At 70.3% G+C, this 19,554-nt stretch carries 12 protein-coding genes and 1 riboswitch; of the genes, 10 read left to right on the top strand and 2 right to left on the bottom strand.

Annotated features, from left to right (window positions below):
• Nucleotides 1-265: 265 nt before the first annotated feature.
• A riboswitch (cobalamin riboswitch) is annotated at nt 266-521 on the top strand.
• 127 nt (nt 522-648) lie between these two features.
• From VQ042_RS10565 to cobO, 6 genes are read left to right on the top strand one after another with little or no spacing between them, the layout of a single operon-like run.
• Nucleotides 649-1,290 (top strand): HupE/UreJ family protein, encoded by a 642-nt coding sequence (locus VQ042_RS10565; protein WP_331818921.1) that lies wholly within the window; start codon nt 649-651, stop codon nt 1,288-1,290.
• On the top strand, nt 1,280-1,816 hold the full coding sequence (cobU, locus tag VQ042_RS10560; protein ID WP_331818919.1) for a bifunctional adenosylcobinamide kinase/adenosylcobinamide-phosphate guanylyltransferase: 537 nt from the start codon (nt 1,280-1,282) through the stop codon (nt 1,814-1,816). Before VQ042_RS10565 ends, cobU begins: the two co-directional genes overlap by 11 nt.
• Nucleotides 1,817-1,820: 4 nt before the next feature.
• The gene (gene cobW / locus VQ042_RS10555) at nt 1,821-2,906 is read left to right on the top strand and encodes a cobalamin biosynthesis protein CobW (RefSeq protein ID WP_331818917.1); all 1,086 of its coding nucleotides are present in this window, start codon (nt 1,821-1,823) and stop codon (nt 2,904-2,906) included.
• An 11-nt stretch (nt 2,907-2,917) separates the two neighbouring features.
• A complete protein-coding gene (gene cobN / locus VQ042_RS10550; protein WP_331818915.1) occupies nt 2,918-6,943 on the top strand; it encodes a cobaltochelatase subunit CobN in 4,026 nt (1,341 codons plus the stop codon).
• Between the two features lie 31 nt (nt 6,944-6,974).
• Complete coding sequence (locus VQ042_RS10545) at nt 6,975-7,442, top strand: GNAT family N-acetyltransferase (RefSeq protein WP_331818913.1); 468 nt, start codon at nt 6,975-6,977, stop codon at nt 7,440-7,442.
• A 41-nt stretch (nt 7,443-7,483) separates the two neighbouring features.
• Complete coding sequence (gene cobO, locus VQ042_RS10540) at nt 7,484-8,092, top strand: cob(I)yrinic acid a,c-diamide adenosyltransferase (RefSeq protein ID WP_331818933.1); 609 nt, start codon at nt 7,484-7,486, stop codon at nt 8,090-8,092.
• A 58-nt stretch (nt 8,093-8,150) separates the two neighbouring features.
• Here cobO and VQ042_RS10535 read toward each other — a convergent pair whose 3' ends face one another.
• Nucleotides 8,151-8,783, bottom strand: a complete 633-nt coding sequence (locus tag VQ042_RS10535; RefSeq protein WP_331818911.1) for a nucleoside/nucleotide kinase family protein — start codon at nt 8,781-8,783, stop codon at nt 8,151-8,153.
• A gap of 200 nt (nt 8,784-8,983) precedes the next feature.
• On the opposite strand from VQ042_RS10535, the gene VQ042_RS10530 reads away from it, so the two are divergent.
• The 4 genes from VQ042_RS10530 to pbpC all read left to right on the top strand — a co-directional run bounded on the left by VQ042_RS10530 (nt 8,984) and on the right by pbpC (nt 18,420).
• On the top strand, nt 8,984-9,934 hold the full coding sequence (locus VQ042_RS10530) for a ring-cleaving dioxygenase (protein ID WP_331818908.1): 951 nt from the start codon (nt 8,984-8,986) through the stop codon (nt 9,932-9,934).
• A 9-nt stretch (nt 9,935-9,943) separates the two neighbouring features.
• Complete coding sequence (locus VQ042_RS10525) at nt 9,944-10,603, top strand: alpha/beta hydrolase (RefSeq protein ID WP_331818906.1); 660 nt, start codon at nt 9,944-9,946, stop codon at nt 10,601-10,603.
• A gap of 216 nt (nt 10,604-10,819) precedes the next feature.
• On the top strand, nt 10,820-16,306 hold the full coding sequence (locus VQ042_RS10520) for an alpha-2-macroglobulin family protein (RefSeq protein ID WP_331818904.1): 5,487 nt from the start codon (nt 10,820-10,822) through the stop codon (nt 16,304-16,306).
• Nucleotides 16,307-16,350: 44 nt separating this feature from the next.
• Nucleotides 16,351-18,420, top strand: a complete 2,070-nt coding sequence (gene pbpC / locus VQ042_RS10515; protein ID WP_331818902.1) for a penicillin-binding protein 1C — start codon at nt 16,351-16,353, stop codon at nt 18,418-18,420.
• Nucleotides 18,421-18,545: 125 nt separating this feature from the next.
• Here pbpC and VQ042_RS10510 read toward each other — a convergent pair whose 3' ends face one another.
• Nucleotides 18,546-19,553 (bottom strand): branched-chain amino acid ABC transporter permease, encoded by a 1,008-nt coding sequence (locus tag VQ042_RS10510; RefSeq protein ID WP_331818900.1) that lies wholly within the window; start codon nt 19,551-19,553, stop codon nt 18,546-18,548.
• Between the last annotated feature and the right edge of the window lies 1 nt (nt 19,554).

Below are 19,554 nucleotides of genomic sequence, written 5' to 3'. Positions count from 1 at the left end.
ATGAACGAGGACCAGGATCGAACCCGCCTCGGCAACGGCCCCCAAAACCTCGCCGTGCTGCGCCACATGGCGCTCAACGTCATGCAGAAGGACGGCTCAAAGGAATCCTTGAAAGGGAAATTCCAAAGGGCAGGCTGGGACAACGCATTCCTCTCTCGCCTGCTCAGCCTGTTCTGAAATGCGATTGCCCTGCATGGTGCGGCGAAATGGCTTGCGTCGGGCGGGCCGATCGCTAGTCTGCGAAGGTTCGGATTCGGCGCCTGCGCCGGGTCCGTCGAAGGATGGTTCCCCCGTCGCCACGCGGCAGGGGCGAAGAGGGAATGCGACGGGCCGACCCAAGCAGGGGGCCCATATCGCAGCCGACCCCGCGACTGTAGAGCGGCGAGGTCTTCACCACCGGCGATCATCGGGCCCGAAAGGCCCGGGGGCGCCGGCAACAGCCACTGGAGATCTCTCCGGGAAGGCCAGGCGAAGCCCGACGACCCGCGAGCCAGGAGACCTGCCATCCACGTGCGACGTCTACGGGACGGGATGTTCCTGGCGGACCTGTGTTTCGATCCATCGGCCCTCGGGCCATGGAGCTATGGGGGAAACGCCGGTTCCCGGGCATATCCGCGTCCGTTCCAACAGGACACGGGAGTTGTCTTCATGCCTTTCCGCAACCGTTTCGCCGTCACGGCGCTTCTGGCCCTTCTGCCCACCGCGGCCTTTGCCCATCACCCGACCGGCGGCATGGCGCCCCAGAGCATGGCCGACGGCCTGCTCTCGGGCCTTGCGCACCCGGTGATCGGCCTCGACCACCTGGCCTTCATCATCGGTGTCGGCCTGCTGGCGGCGCTGACCGCCCACCGCTTCACCGCGCCGCTCCTGTTCATCGGCGCCACCATCGCCGGCACGCTGCTGCACCTGATGGCCTTCGACCTGCCGGCGGCGGAATTCGTCATCGCCCTGTCGGTGGCGGCCATCGGCGTGCTGGCGCTGTCCGGCCGGGCCTACGGCATGGTGGTGACCGGCGGGCTCTTCGCCATTGCCGGCCTGTTCCACGGCTATGCCTATGGCGAGGCCGTGGTCGGCTCGGAGTCCGGGGTCGTGGCCGCCTATCTGATCGGCTTTGCGGCGATCCAGTACGCCGTCGCTGTGGCGGCGGGCCATGTTGCGGTCACGCTTCTGGGCAGCGGCCGCTCGGCGCGCGAGAATTTCGGCCTGCGGGTGTCGGGCGGCGTCGTCGCGGGCGCCGGGGCGGTAGTCCTCGGCGAGCAGCTCATGGCGATCGTCGGTCTTGCCGCCTGAGGCCGGCGCAGCCGGCCGCCTCGTCTTCGTCCTCGGCGGCGCGCGCTCGGGCAAGAGCGCGCTCGCCGAGCGCCGCGTCGGCGGCTCCGGTCTCGCCCCCGTCTACATCGCGACGGGGCAGGCCTTCGACGCCGAGATGACCGACCGGATCGACGCGCACAAAGCGCGTCGGCCGGCGCCGTGGCGCACCGTCGAGGCGCCGCTCGATCTCGTGGCCGCCATCGAGCGCGAGGCGGCGCCGGAGACGGCACTGCTCGTCGACTGCCTGACCCTGTGGGTGTCGAACCTGATGCTCGCCGACCACGACGTCGATGCGGAGGCGAACCGGCTGTCCACCTGCCTGGCGGCCCGGCCGCCGGGGCTGGTCGTCCTGGTCACCAATGAAGTCGGGCTGTCGATCGTGCCCGAAAATGCCATGGCGCGGCGCTTCCGCGACCACGCCGGGCGTCTCCACCAAATTGTCGCGGCCGCGTGCGACGAGGCGATCTTCGTCGCCGCCGGCCTGCCGCTCACCCTGAAAGGTTGAAGCCTTGCAGAAGATACCAGCCACCGTCGTCACCGGCTTTCTCGGTGCGGGCAAGACGACGCTGATCCGCAACATGCTGCAGAATGCCGGCGGCCGGAAGATCGCCCTGATCATCAACGAATTCGGCGATCTGGGGGTCGATGGCGACATCCTGACCGGCTGCGGCATCGAGACCTGCACCGAGGACGACGTGGTCGAGCTGACCAATGGCTGCATCTGCTGCACGGTCGCCGACGATTTCATCCCGACCATGACCAAGCTGCTCGCCCGCGACCGGCTGCCCGACCACGTCGTCATCGAGACCTCGGGCCTGGCGCTGCCGCAGCCGCTGGTCGCTGCGTTCAACTGGCCCGAGGTGAAGACCCGTGTGACCGTCGACGGCGTGGTGACGGTTATCGACACGGCAGCCGTCGCCGAAGGCCGTTTCGCCGACGACGAGGCGAAGGTTGCCGCCGCACGGGAAGCGGATGCGAGCCTCGACCACGACAACCCGCTGGAGGAGCTGTTCGAGGACCAGATCCGGGCGGCCGACCTGATCGTCCTGAACAAGGCCGACCTCGTCGATGCGGCGACGCTGGAGCGGGTGCGCGGCGAGATCGGTGCGCAATGCGCGGCAGGCGTGAAGATCGTCACCTCGGAAGGCGGCAAGCTGCCGACCGACGTGCTGCTGGGGCTGGCCGCGGGCACCGAGGATCTGATCGCCGAGCGCAAGTCGCACCACGAACTGGCGCATGAAGGCGAGGGCCACGATCACGACCATGACGAGTTCGAGAGCTTCGTGGTGGAGGCCGGACAGGTCGGCGACCCCAAGGCCTTCGCCGACGGGCTGTCGGCGGTGATCGCGAGCCACGACATCCTGCGGCTGAAAGGGTTTGCCGACGTGCCGGGCAAGCCGATGCGGCTGGTCGTGCAGGCCGTCGGCCAGCGGATCGAGACCTATTTTGACCGGGCCTGGCAGCCGGGCGAGGCCCGCGCCACGCGGCTCGTGGTCATCGGCCTGCATGACGGGCTGGATGCGGCCACCTGCGGGGCGATCCAGGCGACGATCCGCGCGCTGACCGACGGGACGGCGCAGGCGGCGGCGGAGTAGGGCGCCGGGCCGTGCATCTCCTTCTCGCCCAGAAGGGCACGATCGACGACGGCGGCGAGGCGGTGGATCTCGGCCAGACGCCCGCCGACATCGTCGTGCTGTCGGCCGCCGACACGGAGATCGCGGGGCTCGCGGCGGCGGCCGGACGGCTCGGCGCTGCGGCTTCGTCGCTGCGGCTGGCCAATGTCCTGCGGCTCAAGCATCCGATGTCGGTCGACGCCTATGTGTCGCGCACGCTGCGCCATGCGAAGCTGGTGGTGGTGCGGCTGCTCGGCGGCGCGGCCTACTGGCCCTATGGACTCGATGCGCTGCTGGCCAATGCCCAGGCGAGTGGCGGCCAGCTCGTGGTGCTGCCCGGCGACGACAAGCCCGATCCCGGGCTCGATCGCTACAACACGATGGTGCCCGAGGTGCGCGACCGGCTGTGGCGCTACCTGGTCGAGGGCGGGCCGGCGAATGCGGACAACTTCCTGCAGTCGCTGACGGCGATCGTGGCGGGCGGCGAATGGCCGCCGGAGGCGCAGCCGCTGCTGAAGGCCGGGGTGCTGGACCTCGGGGGTGCCGGTTCTCGCCAAGCCAACGTCAGCGACGAACACCCCCCTCTGCCTGCCGGCATCTCCCCCACAAGGGGGGAGATCGATAGCGGCACTGACGGCGACCTTGCCTCCGCCGCCGAGTCTCGAAGCGCGGGGGCCGGCGTTCAGCCGATCTCCCCCCTTGTGGGGGAGATGTCCGGCAGGACAGAGGGGGGTAGGACTGACAGCGCCGGCGACGCGGCGCCGGATGCGCGTCACGCCTCGGCGCAAAAAGCTGCACCTGACAAACCCCTCGCCGCCATCGTCTGCTACCGAGCATTGGCCCAGAGCGGGCAGACCGAGCCGGTGGAGGCGCTGGCCAGGGCGCTGGGCGAGCGCGGTCTCGACGTGTTGCCGGTCTATGTCTCCAGCCTGAAGGATCCGGTGTCGATCGAGACCCTGCGCGCGCTGTTTGCGCACCGGGCGCCGGCGGTGGTGGTCAATTTGACGGGGTTCGCCGTCTCCTCTCCGGGCGGGGTGCGGGTGCCGACCGTGCTGGAGGAAGGCGGCGCCATCGTCCTGCAGGCGGTGCTGGCGAGCGGTTCGCGCGAGACCTGGGAGGCGTCCGCGCAGGGCCTGTCGGCGCGGGACCTGGCGATGAACGTGGCGCTGCCCGAGGTGGACGGGCGGGTGCTCGGTCGGGCGATCGCCTTCAAGTCGGCGGGCGAGTGGGACGGGCTGACGCAGACCGACATCGTCGCGCACCGCTCCGTGCCGGACCGGGTGGCGTTCGTCGCAGACCTCGCGGCGCGCTGGGCCCGGCTGCGGGGCAAGGCCGCTGGCGCGCGCCGCGTGGCGATCCTCCTTGCCAATTATCCCAACCGGGACGGACGGCTGGGCAACGGCGTCGGGCTGGACACGCCGGCTGGAACGATCACCGTCCTCAATGCCATGCGGGCGGCAGGCTACGAGGTCACGGGCGTGCCGGAGACCGGCAACGGCCTGATCGACCATCTGATGGCCGGACCGACAAATGCCGGAACGACCGCGCGCGAGATCCGCGAGACCCTGCCGCTCGAGACCTATGCGGCGTTCTTCGCGGGCTTGCCGGAGGCGGTGCGCCGGGCGGTGACGGCGCGCTGGGGCGCGCCGCAGGACGATCCGTTCTTCCTGTCCGGACGGGGCGCCTTCGCGCTGCCGCTGGCGCGGTTCGGCAAGATGCTGGTCGGGATCCAGCCGGCGCGGGGCTACAATATCGACCCCAAGGAGACCTATCACTCGCCCGACCTCGTGCCGCCGCACAATTACCTGGCGCTCTACGCTTTCCTGCGGACCGACTACGACGCCGACGCGGTGATCCACATGGGCAAGCACGGCAATCTGGAATGGCTACCGGGCAAGGCGCTGGCGCTGTCCGGGGCGTGTCTTCCCGAGGCGGTGTTCGGGCCGCTGCCGCATCTCTATCCGTTCATCGTCAACGATCCGGGCGAGGGGACCCAGGCCAAGCGCCGCACCAGTGCGGTGATCATCGACCATCTGACGCCCCCGCTGACGCGGGCCGAGAGCTACGGGCCGCTGCGCGACCTGGAAGCGCTGGTCGACGAATATTACGAGGCGGCGGGGACCGACCCGCGGCGCCTCGACCTCCTGAAGGGCCAGATCCTGGAACTGGTGCGCGACATCGGCCTCGACCAGGATGCCGGCATCGGCCCGGGCGAGGCCGAGGAGACGGCGCTGGAAAAGCTCGACGCCTATCTGTGCGACCTGAAGGAAATGCAGATCCGCGACGGGCTGCATGTCTTCGGCGCGGCGCCCGAGGGGCGGCTCCTGACGGACCTGGTGGTGGCGCTGGCCCGGCTGCCGCGCGGCAGCGCGCCGGGGGACGGTTCGCTGCACCGGGTGATCGCGGCGGATGTATTGGCGGATCCTGCGTCGGCTGAGAGTCTATCGTCCTACTCCGCATCCTCCACTTCCGATCAAGATCGAGCCCCCTTCGACCCCCTCGACTGCGACATGGCGGCGCCGTGGGCTGGCCCGCGCCCACATCTCCTGCAATCCCTCTCCGCCGACCCCTGGCGCAGCAACGGCGACACTGTCGAGCGCCTCGAAATCCTCGCCGCACGCCTCGTCGCCGGAGAAACCACCGCACCGACACGCTGGACCGCCACCACCGCCGTCCTTGCCGAGATCGACGCGCGGCTGCGGCCCGCCGTCACAAGTTCCGGGCCGGCGGAGATCGCCGGGCTGCTGGCCGGGCTGGCGGGCCGGTTCGTGGCGCCGGGACCGTCCGGCGCGCCGACGCGCGGGCGGCCGGACGTTTTGCCGACCGGGCGGAACTTCTTTTCCGTCGACACCCGCGCCGTGCCGACCGAGGCCGCCTACGATCTCGGCCGGCGCTCGGCGGAGCTCCTGGTGACGCGGCATCTGCAGGACGAGGGCGACTGGCCGCGATCGATCGGGCTGACGGTCTGGGGCACCGCGAACATGCGCACCGGCGGCGACGACATCGCCCAGGCCTTCGCGCTGATCGGGGCGCGGCCGGTCTGGGACCGGGCCTCGCGGCGGGTCACCGGCTACGCGATCGTCACGCTGGCCGAGCTCGGCCGGCCGCGGGTCGACGTGACGTTACGGATATCGGGCTTCTTCCGCGACGCCTTTCCCGACCAGATCGCGCTGTTCGACCGGGCGATCCGCGCCGTCGGCGCGCTGGAGGAGGACGAGGCAGACAATCCGATCGCGGCGCGGATGCGGGCCGAGCGGGAGGCGCTGGTCGCCGACGGCGTCGAGGCCGGCGAGGCGGCGCGGCGCGCCGGCTTCCGCATCTTCGGCTCCAAACCGGGTGCCTATGGCGCAGGGCTGCAGGCGCTGATCGACGAGAAGGGCTGGGGCGACAAGGCCGATCTGGCCGAGAGCTATCTCGTCTGGGGCAGCTATGCCTATGGCGCCGACGCGGAAGGTGAGGCCGAACGCGGCGCCTTCGAGGCGCGGCTCGGCGGCATCGAGGCCGTGGTCCAGAACCAGGACAATCGCGAGCACGACCTGCTGGATTCCGACGATTACTACCAGTTCGAGGGCGGCATGACGGCTGCGGCCGAGCATCTGTCCGGCGCGCGGCCGGTGGTCTATCACAACGACCATTCCCGGCCCGAGCGCCCGGTCGTGCGTACGCTGGAAGAGGAGATCGGCCGGGTGGTGCGGGCCCGCGTGGTCAATCCGAAATGGATCGCCGGCGTCATGCGCCACGGCTACAAGGGCGCCTTCGAGATCGCCGCGACGGTGGACTACATGTTCGCCTTCGCCGCGACGACGGGGGCCGTGCGCGACCATCACTTCGAGGCCGCCTACAATGCCTTCCTGATGGACGAGCCGGTGCGCGACTTTCTCGACGCGAACAATCCGGCGGCGCTCGCCGAAATCCGCGACCGCTTCGCCGAGGCGATTTCGCGGGGCCTTTGGACGCCGCGCTCCAATTCCGCGCGGGCCGAGCTTCAATCCCGGGGGCCGCATCATGCCGGGGCTTGAAGCAGGGGGGTGTTCGGGTCATGTCATCGGCATGACGCCATCCGCGAAACCGCCGGCCATCGAGCGCCTGGACCTGCCGAGGAACGACCTGCGGGACCGCATCGTCGCGCCGCTCGCCGAATTCTCGACCCGGAAGGATTTTACCTTCTCGCCGCGTTTCGTGACCCTTGCCCTGACGGGCGAGGATGGCGTCGACGGCGGCCTTATCGCCCAGCTCTACTGGGACTGGATGCACATCGAGATCCTCGCCGTGCCGGAACGCTGGCGGGGCCTGGGCCTCGGCCGCCAGCTGGTGCGCCAGGCCGAGGCGATCGCGGTCGAAGCCGGCTGCCACGGCGCCTGGGTGGACACCTATTCCTTCCAGTCGCCGGGTTTCTACGAAGCGATCGGCTACCGGTCCTTCGGCCGGCTGCCGGACTATCCGCGGGGCCAGGAGCGCATCTTCTTCCAGAAGACCCTCGCAGCCGTCCCGCCCGCCGAACCGGAGAATGCCGCATGACCGATCAGCCGACCCCCGAGCGCACGAAGATCACCGACGGCATGAGCGACGCCGAGCTCGATGCGCGGCATGCCGAGAAGATGAAGAAGAAGAAGGCGGCCCGCGACAAGATCCTCGCCACCAAGACGATCGAGAAGGGGCTCGTCATCGTCCATACGGGCAAGGGCAAGGGCAAGTCGACGGCCGGCTTCGGCCTGGTCTTCCGGGCGCTGGGCAACGGCATGAAGGTCGCCGTCGTGCAGTTCGTGAAGGGCAAGTGGGAGACCGGCGAGCGCAAGGTGCTGGAGAAGTTTCCCGACCAGGTGACGATGACCGCCATGGGCGACGGCTTCACCTGGGAGACCCAGGACCGCCAGCGCGACATCGCCGCGGCGAAGGCCGCCTGGGAGCGGGCCAAGGCGCTGATCATGGACGACGAGCACAAGCTCGTGCTTCTGGACGAGTTGAACATCGTCCTGCGCTACGACTATCTCGACCTGGCCGAGGTGCTCGATTTCCTGAAGGGCAAGCCGGAGATGAAGCATGTCGTCATCACCGGCCGCAACGCCAAGGACGAGCTGATCGACTTTGCCGATCTCGTCACCGAGATGGAGATGATCAAGCACCCGTTCCGCTCGGGCGTGAAGGCGCAGCTGGGGATCGAGTTCTGACCCGGTCGTCTCGCCAGTTCGCAGCGTTCCTGTCGGGTGACAGCCGTTCGGCCGCCGGTCAGCCGTTCTCCACGACGTAATCCGCCGGCACGCTGCGTTCCAGTACCAGCTGCATGTTGGGCAGGTCGTTGCCGTCGAGCTTGGCGGACAGTGCGTCACCCTGAAGGCCGAAGCCCTGCCAGCGCTCCGCCAGGCGGTGCCGCAGGACGGGTTCGGGCACGGCGAGCATCACGGTGAGGTCGAAACGCTGGCGCAGGGGCGCCCAGGCGGGGTCGTCGAGGAGGAGATAATTGCCCTCGACGAGGATGATGCGGGCCGAGGGCGTGATGATGCGGGCACCGGCGCGGGCGATCTCGATGGTGCGGTCGAAGACCGGCACCGCCACGTCGCGGCCGTCGTCGGCCGCCAGGCGGTCGAGGGTGACGGCGAGGCCGTCGACATCGAAGGTGTGGGGCGCGCCTTTGCGGGGGCGGTGGCCGCGGGCCTCCAGCACCATGTCGTCGTAATGGAAGCCGTCCATCGGCAGGATCTCCGCCGTCGGCGGCGAGCCGTCGGCCAGCCGGGCGCGCAGATGCTCGGCGATCATGCTCTTGCCGGAGCCAGGCGCGCCGGCCAGCGCGACGATGAAGCGACGGGCGCCGGCGCGGGCACGAATGGCGTCGACAAGGCCCGAAAGATCTGTCTGGTTCATGGGAACTGGCACCGCGAACAGAGGGAACGGGACGACGCGCGCGGGCGGCGGGATCGGCAGTTCGCAGGATACGGCCGGTTCGTTTCCGGACGACGGCTGTTCAGCAAAGAGAAACGATTCGTCACGAATGGCGCCCTTTCAATTGTTCTGGCGAGCCCGCTTATCTGGGACCATGCCACATCCTGCCACGGAGCCACGCCATGCCCCTCGCCCTCAAAGGCATCCACCATCTGACCGCGATCACCGCCGACGCGCCCGGCAACCTGCGTTTCTACACGGACGTGCTGGGCCTGCGGCTGGTCAAGAAGACGGTCAACCAGGACGATACCAGCGCCTACCATCTGTTCTATGCCGACGGGAAGGCGACCCCCGGCACCGACATCACCTTCTTCGACTGGCCGGCGCCGCGCGAGACGCGGGGCAACCATTCGGTCTCGCGCACCGGCCTCAGGGTCGCCGGCCGGGCCAGCCTCGACTATTGGCGCACGCGGCTGACGGCGGCGGGTGTCGCGGTCGGCGAGATTGCCGAGCTGGACGGCCGCGCCACGCTCGACTTCGAGGACCCGGAAGGCCAGCGGCTGCGGCTCGTCGATGATGGCGGCGCTGGCGACGCCAATCCTTGGGACGCCAGCAGCGTGCCGGCCGAGCACCAGATCCGCGGGCTGGGCCCGATCGTCATGTCGGTGCCCGATCTCGCCCGCACGGCGCCGGTGCTGACCGAGGTGATGAACATGCGCAAGGCCCGGACCTACGAGGCTGACGGCGCGGTGGTCCACGTCTTCGAGATGGGCGAGGGCGGCCCGGCGGCGGAGCTGCACGTGGCGGTGGAGCCGCACTTGACGCCGGCCGGACAGGGCGCTGGCGGCGTGCATCATGTCGCCTTCCGCGCCGCGGATGTGGAAGAGCTGCGCGCATGGACCGAGCGGGTGCGGGGCTTCCGCGTGCCGTCGAGCGGCGAGGTAGAGCGCTATTATTTCCGCTCGCTGTATTTCCGCGAGCCGAACGGCGTGCTCTTCGAGATCGCCACGGACGGGCCGGGATTTGCGGTGGACGAGCCGATGGAGAGCCTCGGCGAAAGCCTGTCGCTGCCGCCCTTCCTGGAGCCCAAGCGCGCGCAGATCGAGGCTGGCCTGAAGCCGCTGGATCGCTGAGGAGACGACATGACCATGAATGCTGAAGATGCCAAGGCACTGATGACCGCCCACCGCCTCGTCCATGCCGGAGCGCCGCTGGACAGTGCCCGCCGGGTCGTTGTGTGCCTGCACGGGCGCGGCGCGTCGGCGGCCGACATACTGGGCATTGCCGGGGCGATCGGCCTCGTCGACGTCGCCTATCTGGCGCCGCAGGCCGATGATGGGGCGTGGTATCCGCGCCCCTTCATGGAGCCGCTGTCGGCCAATGCGCCGTATCTGGACGCCGCGCTCGACCGGATCGCGGCGATCCTGGCCGATCTCGCCATCAAGGGCTTCGGGGGGGAGCAGGTGGTGATCGCCGGCTTCTCCCAGGGCGCCTGCCTGTCGCTGGAATTTGCCGCGCGCCAGCCCGGCCGCGTCGGCGGCGTGCTCGGTTTCAGCGGTGGCCTGATCGGCCCGTCGGTGGAGGGCCGCGACGAGACCGCCCGGCTCGACGGCCTGCCGGTGTTCATCGGCTGCAGCGAGCGCGATCCGTTCATTCCGGCGCCCAGGGTGCGCGAGACCGTGGCCCATTACGAGCGGCGCGGCGCAAGGGTGATCTCGGTGCTGTATCCGGAGCCGGGCCATACGATCAACATGGACGAGATCGGCAAGGCGCGGGCGCTCCTGGAGGGCCTGGACGCCTAGAAAGCCGTCGGTCCGACGGGACACACGGCGCTCCGACGCACTGCAAGCGCACAGCGTATCGTCCGAAGTTTGTCCCGCTATTCGGGCCGATGCATCAGGACAGGGCCGGGCCTAGGCGAGGCACCGCGCGGGTCCGGCCCGCCGGAATCCTCTGGCGCGGCAAAAGGCTTCGGCATAGGATGATCCCGATTTCAGGCTTGTCGGGGGAAGCATTCGATGCGCGGTTTCGGCAGGCTCTTCTTTGTGGCGGCGGCCGCAATGCTGTGTCTCGCATCGGTTGATGCGCCTTCCCTTGCGCAAGAAGCCGGCGCGCGCCGGGTGATCACCACCGAGGGTGCCGACTATTTCGGTCGCGACTACGAGATCCTGAAGGATGTCGAACTCGACCAGTGCACGGCGACGTGCCTTGCCGACGATCGCTGCCAGGCCTTCACGCTGAACACCAACAGCCGGTGGTGCTTCCTGAAGGAGGCGGTGGGCGAATTGCGGACGGTGGCCGGGGCCGTTTCCGGACGGGTCGTGGCCGAGGCTGCGATCGATGCCGACAGCATTGCGGCGCGAAGCGCTGAACTCGCCTTCCTGCCGGCCGCCATGCTGGACGACGCCAAGCGGCTGCGACTGGAGATCGCGGACGAGGCTCCCAGCGCAAGCTTCGGCGATGTGAGCGCGCGGCAGCTTGCGGACGAGGCGCGCTCGGCCCTGACCTATCCGCAGGCGATCCGCGCCTGGCGGGAGGCGGTCAAGCGTGCGCCTCTGGCGCAGTTCGCCTGGCAGGGCCTGGCCGAGGCGGCGCTGGCCTACAATCCCGAGCAATATGGCGAGCAGCCGGCCAACAACCGGCTGCGCGAGGCCGGCGCGATCAACGCCTATCTGACCGCGGGCGGCGACGACGAACGGGCCGCGGCGCTGGCGACGCTCGCCCGCGCCTTCGAGGCCGCCCAGAACTGGAAGCGGGCGATCGCGACCTATCGCAAGAGCCTCGACCTGGCGGAAGCGTCCGACGTCCGGTCTAGCCTCGACGCGGTGGTCGCTGCCCATGGCTTCCGGATCGTCGACAACAGCGTCGACAACAACGCGGCCAGCCCGCGCATCTGCCTGAATTTCTCGGACCCGCTGGCCAGCCAGCTGACCAGTTCGGAGAATGCCGGCGACTTCGTGCAGGTCGACGGCGGGCAGACCCTGCCGGTGACCGCGAGCGGGTCGCAGATCTGCATCGACGGCGTGCGGCACGGCGAGCGCTACCGCATCGTCGCCCGCCCCGGCATCCGCTCGGCGGATGGCGAGACGCTGGCGCGGGCCGTGGAGGTGAGCGTCTATGTGCGCGACCGCGACCCCTCGGTGCGGTTCACCACCAACGCCTATGTGCTGCCGGCCGGCGGCGCGGCGACGATCCCGGTGACGACGATCAACACCGACGAGATCGAGGCGCGGCTGCAGCGGATCGGTGACCGGGCGCTGTCGCGGGCGATCGCCGACGGGCGGCTGCTGCAGCAATTGTCCGAATGGCAGATCGCCGAGGTGGCGACGCAGACCGGCGAGGATGTGTGGACGGGCACGGTGGGCGTCACGCGCGAGACCAATCGCGAGGTGACGACCGCGATCCCGGTCGCGCAGATCGTGCCGGAGATCGAGCCCGGGGTCTACGTGCTGACGGCCAAGGCGCGGAACGGCCCGCAATATCAGGACAGCTTCGCCACCCAATGGTTCGTCGTCAGCGACATCGGGCTGACCAGCCTGGCTGCCGAGGACGGGTTCCACGTCTTCGCGCGGTCGCTGGGCAGCGCCGCGCCGATGGCGGGGATCCGGCTCGACCTCGTGGCCGCCAACAACCAGGTGCTGGGCACGGCGGAGACCGACGCGGCGGGCCATGCCCGGCTGCCCGCAGGCCTGCTGCGCGGCACGGGCGGCGACCGTCCGGCGCTGCTGACCGCGGCGGGCACGGCTGACGATTTCGTCTTTCTCGACCTGACGCAGACGCCCTTCGACCTGACCGACCGGGGCGTCGACGGCCGGGCGCCGGCGGGACCGTTGGACGTGTTCCTGACGTCGGAGCGCGGCATCTACCGCACCGGCGAGACCGCCTTCTTCACCGGCACCCTGCGCGACGCCAAGGGCGCGGCGGTCGAGGGCCTGTCGCTGTCTGAGATCGTCACGCGGCCCGACGGCGTCGAGCATCGGCGGCGGCAGGTGGCCGACGCGGGGGCCGGCGGCTTCGCCTTTGGGCTCGACCTGGCGGGCAATGCCATGCGCGGCGTCTGGAAGGTGGCGCTGCACATCGACCCCAAGCAGCCGGCACTGGCCGAGACGACGGTGATCGTGGAGGATTTCGAGCCGGAGAAGATCGATGTCGCGCTGACGACCGAGGCGCAGGCGCTCGACCCCGACGCGCCGCCGGCGATCGCCGTCGCGGCGCGCTACCTGTTCGGCGCGCCAGCCGGCGGGCTGGAGGTCGGCGGCGAGGCGGTGCTGACGGCGACCTACAGCCTGGACGATCATCCCGGCTATCGCTTCGGCCTGGCGGGCGACGAGACGACGGCGCTGCGGCAGCCCTTCAACGGCGCCACGACCGACGCGAATGGCGAGGCCACGATCGGGCTCGATCCGTTTGCCGCGCCGGCGACCACCAAGCCGGTCAAGGCGACCCTGCAGGTGCGCGTGATCGATGCCGGCGGACGCCCGGTGGAGCGCACGCTGGACCTGCCGCTGGCCGGCTCGGCGCCGCGCCTGGGCATCAAGCCGCGCTTCGACGGGACGGTGGGCGAGGGCGCCGAGGCCGGCTTCGACCTGATCGCCATCGACGCGGCGGGGACGCGCGTGGCGCGCGGCGGCATCGACTGGGTCCTCAACAAGGTGAACACCCGCTTCCAGTGGTACGCGACGGGCGGCAACTGGAATTACGAGCCGATCCGCAGCACCGAGCGCGTCGCCAGCGGCACGGTCGACATCGCGGCGGACGGGCCGGCGGCCCTGTCGCTGCCGGTGGAATGGGGCGAATACGAGCTGGCCCTGTCCGATCCGTCCGGCGCGGCGGTGCCGGCGAGCGCCATCTTCGAGGCCGGCTGGTACGTGTCGGCTTCGGCCATCGACACGCCGGACATGGCCCGCGTGTCGCTGGACAAGCCACGCTACGCGATCGGCGACACGGCGGTCGTGCGGATCGAGCCGCGCTTTGCCGGCTCGGCGGAAGTGCTGGTGATGGACGAGCGCGTGATCGCGCGGCAGACCGCCGAGATCGGAGCCGAGGGCGGCACGGTGGAATTGCCGGTGACCCGCGACTGGGGACCGGGCGCCTATATCGCGGCAATCGTCTATCGGCCAATGGATCTCGACCAGAAGCGGATGCCGGGCCGGGCGATCGGGCTGGCCCACGCCGCCGTCGCGCCGGGCGAGCGGGCGCTCGAGGTCGCCATCAGCGCGCCGGAGAAGATCGAACCGCGCCGGCGGGTGACGGTGGACGTGTCCGTGGGTGGCATCGTGGCCGGCGAAACCGCCTATCTGACGCTGGCCGCCGTGGACCAGGGCATCCTCAACATCACCGGTTTCCAGCCGCCGTCGCTCAGCGACCATTATTTCGGCAAGCGCCGGCTCGGCGTGGAGATCCGCGACCTCTATTCCAAGCTGATCGACCGGATGCAGGGCGCGCCCGGCAGCGTGCGCTCGGGCGGCGACGCTGGCGCCAGCTACGAGAGCCCGCCGCCGATGGAGGACCTCGTCGCGCTGTTTTCCGGCGTCGTCACGGTCGGCGCCGACGGGACCGCCGCCGTGCCGCTCGACATTCCCGACTTCAACGGCACGCTGAAGCTGATGGCGCTGGCCTGGTCGAAGACCGGGGTGGGCGAGGCCGATGCGACGATGGTCGTGCGCGACCCGGTGGTCATCGCGGTGAGCCAGCCGCGCTTCCTGGCGCCGGCCGACCGCTCGCGCATCGCCATCGACGTGACCCATGTGGAGGGCCCGCTCGGAGAAGCCAGCCTGGCGCTGTCGGGCGCGGACGGGATCCTGGCGCTGGGCGACACTGCGCCGCGCCGCTTCGAACTGGCGGAGGGACGGCGCGAGAGCTTCCTCGTGCCGGTGACCGGCGAGGCGGTGGGAGATGGCCGGCTGGAGGTCGCGCTGACGCTGCCGGGCGGCGACGTGCTGTCGAAGCGCGTCGTCCTGCCGGTGCGCTCGATTGCGCCGGAGACGGTGGACAAGTCCGCGGTGACCCTGGCGGCGAATGGCGGCCGATTCGCCTTCGACCGCGACCTCTTTGCCGATTTCCTGTCGGGAACGGCGTCGGCGACGCTGAGCGTGACCGGCGCTGCCGCATTCGACGTGGCGGGGGTGGTGCGGGCGCTCGACGTCTATCCCTATGGCTGCACCGAGCAGATCACCAGCCGGGCGATGCCGCTGGTCTATCTGGAGCCGACCATCCTGGCGGCCGGGCTGAACCGCGTCGAGGACGTGAAGGCGCGCGTCGACGGCGCCATCGCCGGGGTGCTGGCCAACCAGTCGTCCAGCGGCAGCTTCGGCCTGTGGCGGCCCGATTACGGCGACCTCTGGCTGGATGCCTATGTCACGGACTTCCTCACCCGGGCCCGGGAGGCCGGCTACAACGTGCCGGACGAGGCCTTCACCCTGGCCGTCGACAATCTGCGCAACAGCCTCTCCTACCTCCCGGAGGCCCCGGATTTCGGGCCGGTGGCCTATGCGAGCTACGTCCTGGCCCGCAATGGCCGGGCGGCGATCGGGGATCTGCGCTACTACGCCGACAACGAGCTGGCCAATTTCCGCACGCCGCTCGCCAAGGCCCAGATCGGCGCGGCGCTGGCGCTCTATGGCGACCGGGTGCGGGCCGAGCGGGTGTTCCGCGCCGCGGTCGACGACGCCATCGGTTCGCCGGTGCCCAATTCGCAGCGCAGCGACTACGGCACGCCGTTGCGCGACGACGCGGCGATCTTGACGCTGGGACTGGAAACGGCCATCGACGGGGTCTCCTTCGACGGGCTGGTGCAACAGGTGAACAATGCGCGGCGCACCCAGCGCTTCACCAGCACCCAGGAGGATTCCTGGTCGCTGCTGGCCGCCCATGCGCTGCTCGAACGCAGCCCGCCGCAACTGACGGTGGCCGGGCGCGACGTGGAGGGGCCGTATGCGGCGGCCTTCACGCAAGCGGACCTGGCCGGCGGGCTCGACATCGCCAACCGTGCGCCGACGCCGGTGCGGGCGGAGATCACCCTGCGCGGCGTGCCGGAGATCGCGCCGGCGGCGGGCTCCGACGGCTATGCGATCGACCGGCGCTATTACACGCTGGATGGCGATCCGGCCGATCCCGCGCAGATCGGCCAGGGCGACCGGCTGGTGGCGGTGCTGGAGGTGACGCCGCTCGATTCCGGGCCGGCGCGGCTGATGATCGACGATCCGCTGCCGGCGGGCTTCGAGATCGACAATCCGGCGATCCTGCGCGGTGGCGACGTGGCGGCGCTGGACTGGCTGCAACTGACCGGTGAGGCGGCGCATACGGAGTTTCGCGCCGAGCGCTTCCTGGCGGCGGTCGACCAGGGCGACGGCGACACGGCGACGCGGCGCTTCGCCTATATCGTGCGCGCCGTCTCGCCGGGCGAATTCGTCCACCCGGCGGCGCTGGTCGAGAACATGTACGATCCGAGCCGCCGCGGGCGCACCGACGAGGCGCGCGTCTCGGTCATCGGCCCGCTGCGGTGAGGACCCGCCCTATCCACCGGGCCTGCGCGACGGCGGGCTGATCCGTGTCGGCACGGCGCCGACTGGCGCAGATCGGGCTGCTCTGCCTGTTGCTGGCGATCGCGAGCCTGGGGGCTGGTTACTCGGCCTTCGAGCGCGCCATTGCGGCACGGGTCGCGGCCATCGCGACGCCGGCGACGGGGGTCGAGGTGCGCGGCCGTGACGGCACGCTGCTGCGGGCCTTCGCCAATTCCGACGGGCGCTGGCGGCTGGCCGCCGGTGCGGGCGACGTCGATCCGCGCTTTGTCGACATGCTGGTCGCCTGGGAGGACAAGCGCTTTGCCGAGCATGGCGGCGTCGACCCGGCGGCCGTTGCGCGGGCGGCGTGGCAGTCGCTGAGCGAGGGGCGCATCGTATCGGGCGGCTCGACGCTGACCATGCAGGTGGCGCGGCTTTTGGGCCGGCTGCCGACGGGCAGTCTCGCTGCGAAGATCGAGCAGGTCCTGGTCGCGATCGCGCTGGAGCGCAGCCGCAGCAAGGCCGAGATCCTGTCGCTCTATCTCCAGCTCGCGCCCTATGGCGGCAATCTGGAAGGCGTTCGCGCGGCGTCCCTCAGCTTCTACGGCAAGGAGCCGAAGCGGTTGACGGCAGCCGAGGCGGCCCTGCTGGTTGCCCTGCCGCAATCGCCGGAGCGCACCCGGCCGGACCGGTTTCCCGCGCGGGCCAAGGCGGCACGCGACAGGGTGATCGCGCGCATGGCGACGCTGGGGTTTCTTAGCGAGGCCGAGGCGGGACGGGCCGTGCGCGAGGCGATGCCGGCCGGGCGCCGGGCGCTGCCCATGCTCGCCGCCCATGCCGCGGTGCGGCTGCATGAGGCCCATCCCGAGGCGTCGCGGATCGACCTGACCATCGACAAGGGGCTGCAGGCCCGGCTGGAGGATTATGCGCGGGACAAGGCGCGCAGCCTGAAGAAGCCGATGAGCCTTGCCCTCCTGGTGTCGGACGCCAGCACGGGGGAGGTGCTGGCGCAGGTTGGCTCGCCCGACCTCTTCGACCGCGAGCGCCAGGGCTTCGTCGATCTGACGCGGGCGACGCGCTCGCCGGGCTCGACGCTGAAGCCGCTGATCTACGGGCTCGCCTTCGAACGCGGCATCGCCCATCCCGAAAGCCTGGTGGACGATTCGCCGGGCGGCTTTGCCGGCTATACGCCGCAGAATTTCGACCATGAGTTCGAAGGCGTCATCACGGCGCGCCGGGCGCTGCAGCTGTCGCGCAACCTGCCGGCGGTGGAGTTGCTGGGCGCGGTCGGGCCCTCGCGGCTGGTCCATCGCATGCGCCGGGCGGGAGCGGAGCCCGAACTCGGCGACCGGTCGCTGCCGGGTCTGGCCATCGGCCTCGGCGGGCTGGGGCTGACGCTGGAGGACCTGGTGCGGATCTATGGCGGGCTCGCCAATGGCGGCGTGGCCATGCCGCTGCATGTGGAGCGCAGCGCCGAACCGGCGACCGGCCGGCGCATGCTGTCGCCCCAGGCGGCCTGGTACGTGACCTCGATCCTGGCCGGCGCCTCGACGACGACCAAGGGCTCGCCCGGCGAGATCGCCTACAAGACCGGCACCTCATACGGCTACCGGGACGCCTGGACGATCGGCTATGACGGCCGCCACGTGGTCGGGGTGTGGCTGGGGCGGCCGGACGGGGCGCCTGTGGCGGGGCTGGTGGGCCAGGATTCGGCCGTGCCGGTGATGCGCGACGTGTTTGCGCGGATCGGGCCGGTGAGGCGGCTGGCCGGACCGCCGCCGGGGATCCTCGCCTCGGCGGGCAGTGGCCTGCCACCGCCGATGCGCCGGGTCGGGCGGGCCGCCGATCTGACCCAGAGCGGGCTGAAGCCGGAGATCGTGTTTCCGCCGGATTCGGCGAAGGTGGAGCTCGGCCTCGTCTCGGGGGCGGCGAGCGACCTGTTCCTCAAGGTGCGCAACGGCCGGCCGCCCTTCACCTGGTACGTCGACGGGCGCCCGGTGGCGCGCGACGCGCTGCAGCGCCAGGCCCGCTGGCGGCCGCAGGAGCCGGGCTTCGTCGACATCTCGGTGGTGGACGCGCTGGGGGCAGCCGCGCGGTCGCGGGTGTTTCTCGACTGACGGGGGTGAGGGGCGCGTACGGCCGGAATGTGCTGGCCGAAGCGCGGAAGCGCCGTACGGGAGGCCTGACCGACGTGGGCGGGCAGCGGGATGCGGCGCGATGGCCGCTCCCGCTGGTCCTGGTTCTACCGTTTCATCAGCCGGATCGCTTCGCCGACGATGCCGCGGCGGAAGAGCAGCACGCAGAGCACGAAGATGATGCCGATCATCACGGTGACCGGGAAATCCAGCGACGCGAAATAATGCTGCATGGTGACGACGAGGGCGGCACCCAGCGCCGGGCCGAAGATCGTGCCCATGCCGCCGAGCAGCGTCATCAGGACGACCTCGCCGGACATCTGCCACGCCACGTCCGTCAGCGTCGCGATCTGGAAGACGATGGCCTTGGTCGAGCCGGCCAGGCCCGCGATGGTCGCCGACATGACGAAGGCGCCCAGCTTGTAGCGCTCCACCCGGTAGCCCAGCGAGATGGCGCGGTTCTCGTTCTCGCGGATCGCCTTGAGGATGTGGCCGAAGGGCGAATGGACGATGCGCCAGACGGCGTAGAAGCCGGCGAGGAAGATCGCCAGGACGAAATAGTAGATGTTCAGCGGGTCGTTGAGATTGACGATGCCGAGCAGATAGCCACGCGGCACGCCTTGGATGCCGTCCTCGCCATGGGTGAAGGGCGCCTGCAGGAAGATGAAGAAGATCATCTGCGACAGGGCCAGCGTGACCATGGCGAAGTAGATGCCCTGGCGGCGAATGGCGAGATAGCCGACGACGAGACCGATCAGGCCGGCGCCGGTGGCCCCGAGCAGGATCGCCGAGAGCGGCTCCCAGCCCCAGACCTTGGCGGCATGGGCGGTGAAATAGGCGGCGCCGCCGAAGAAGGCCGCATGGCCGAAGGACAGGAGCCCGACATAGCCGAGCAGGAGGTTGAAGGCGGTGGCGAAGAGCGCGAAGCACAGCACGCTCATGATGAAGACCGGATAGACGTAGAAGGGCGCGAGGACGAGGCCGACGAGTGCGATGGCGGCCAGGACGAGGCCGAGGGTCGACAGGTCGCGCTGGCCGGACTTCGGTGTGGGGGCGGCGGCGGTGTCGCCGGCCGCGTCCGTGCGGACGTCGCCGCTGTGATCCAGGCTGGTCATC

This window comes from Aurantimonas sp. A2-1-M11 (genome assembly GCF_036549475.1).
Taxonomy (GTDB): Bacteria; Pseudomonadota; Alphaproteobacteria; order Rhizobiales; family Rhizobiaceae; genus Aurantimonas.
The sequence above is the reverse complement of the archived record's forward strand: the minus strand, read 5'-3'. Positions and strand labels throughout refer to the sequence as shown.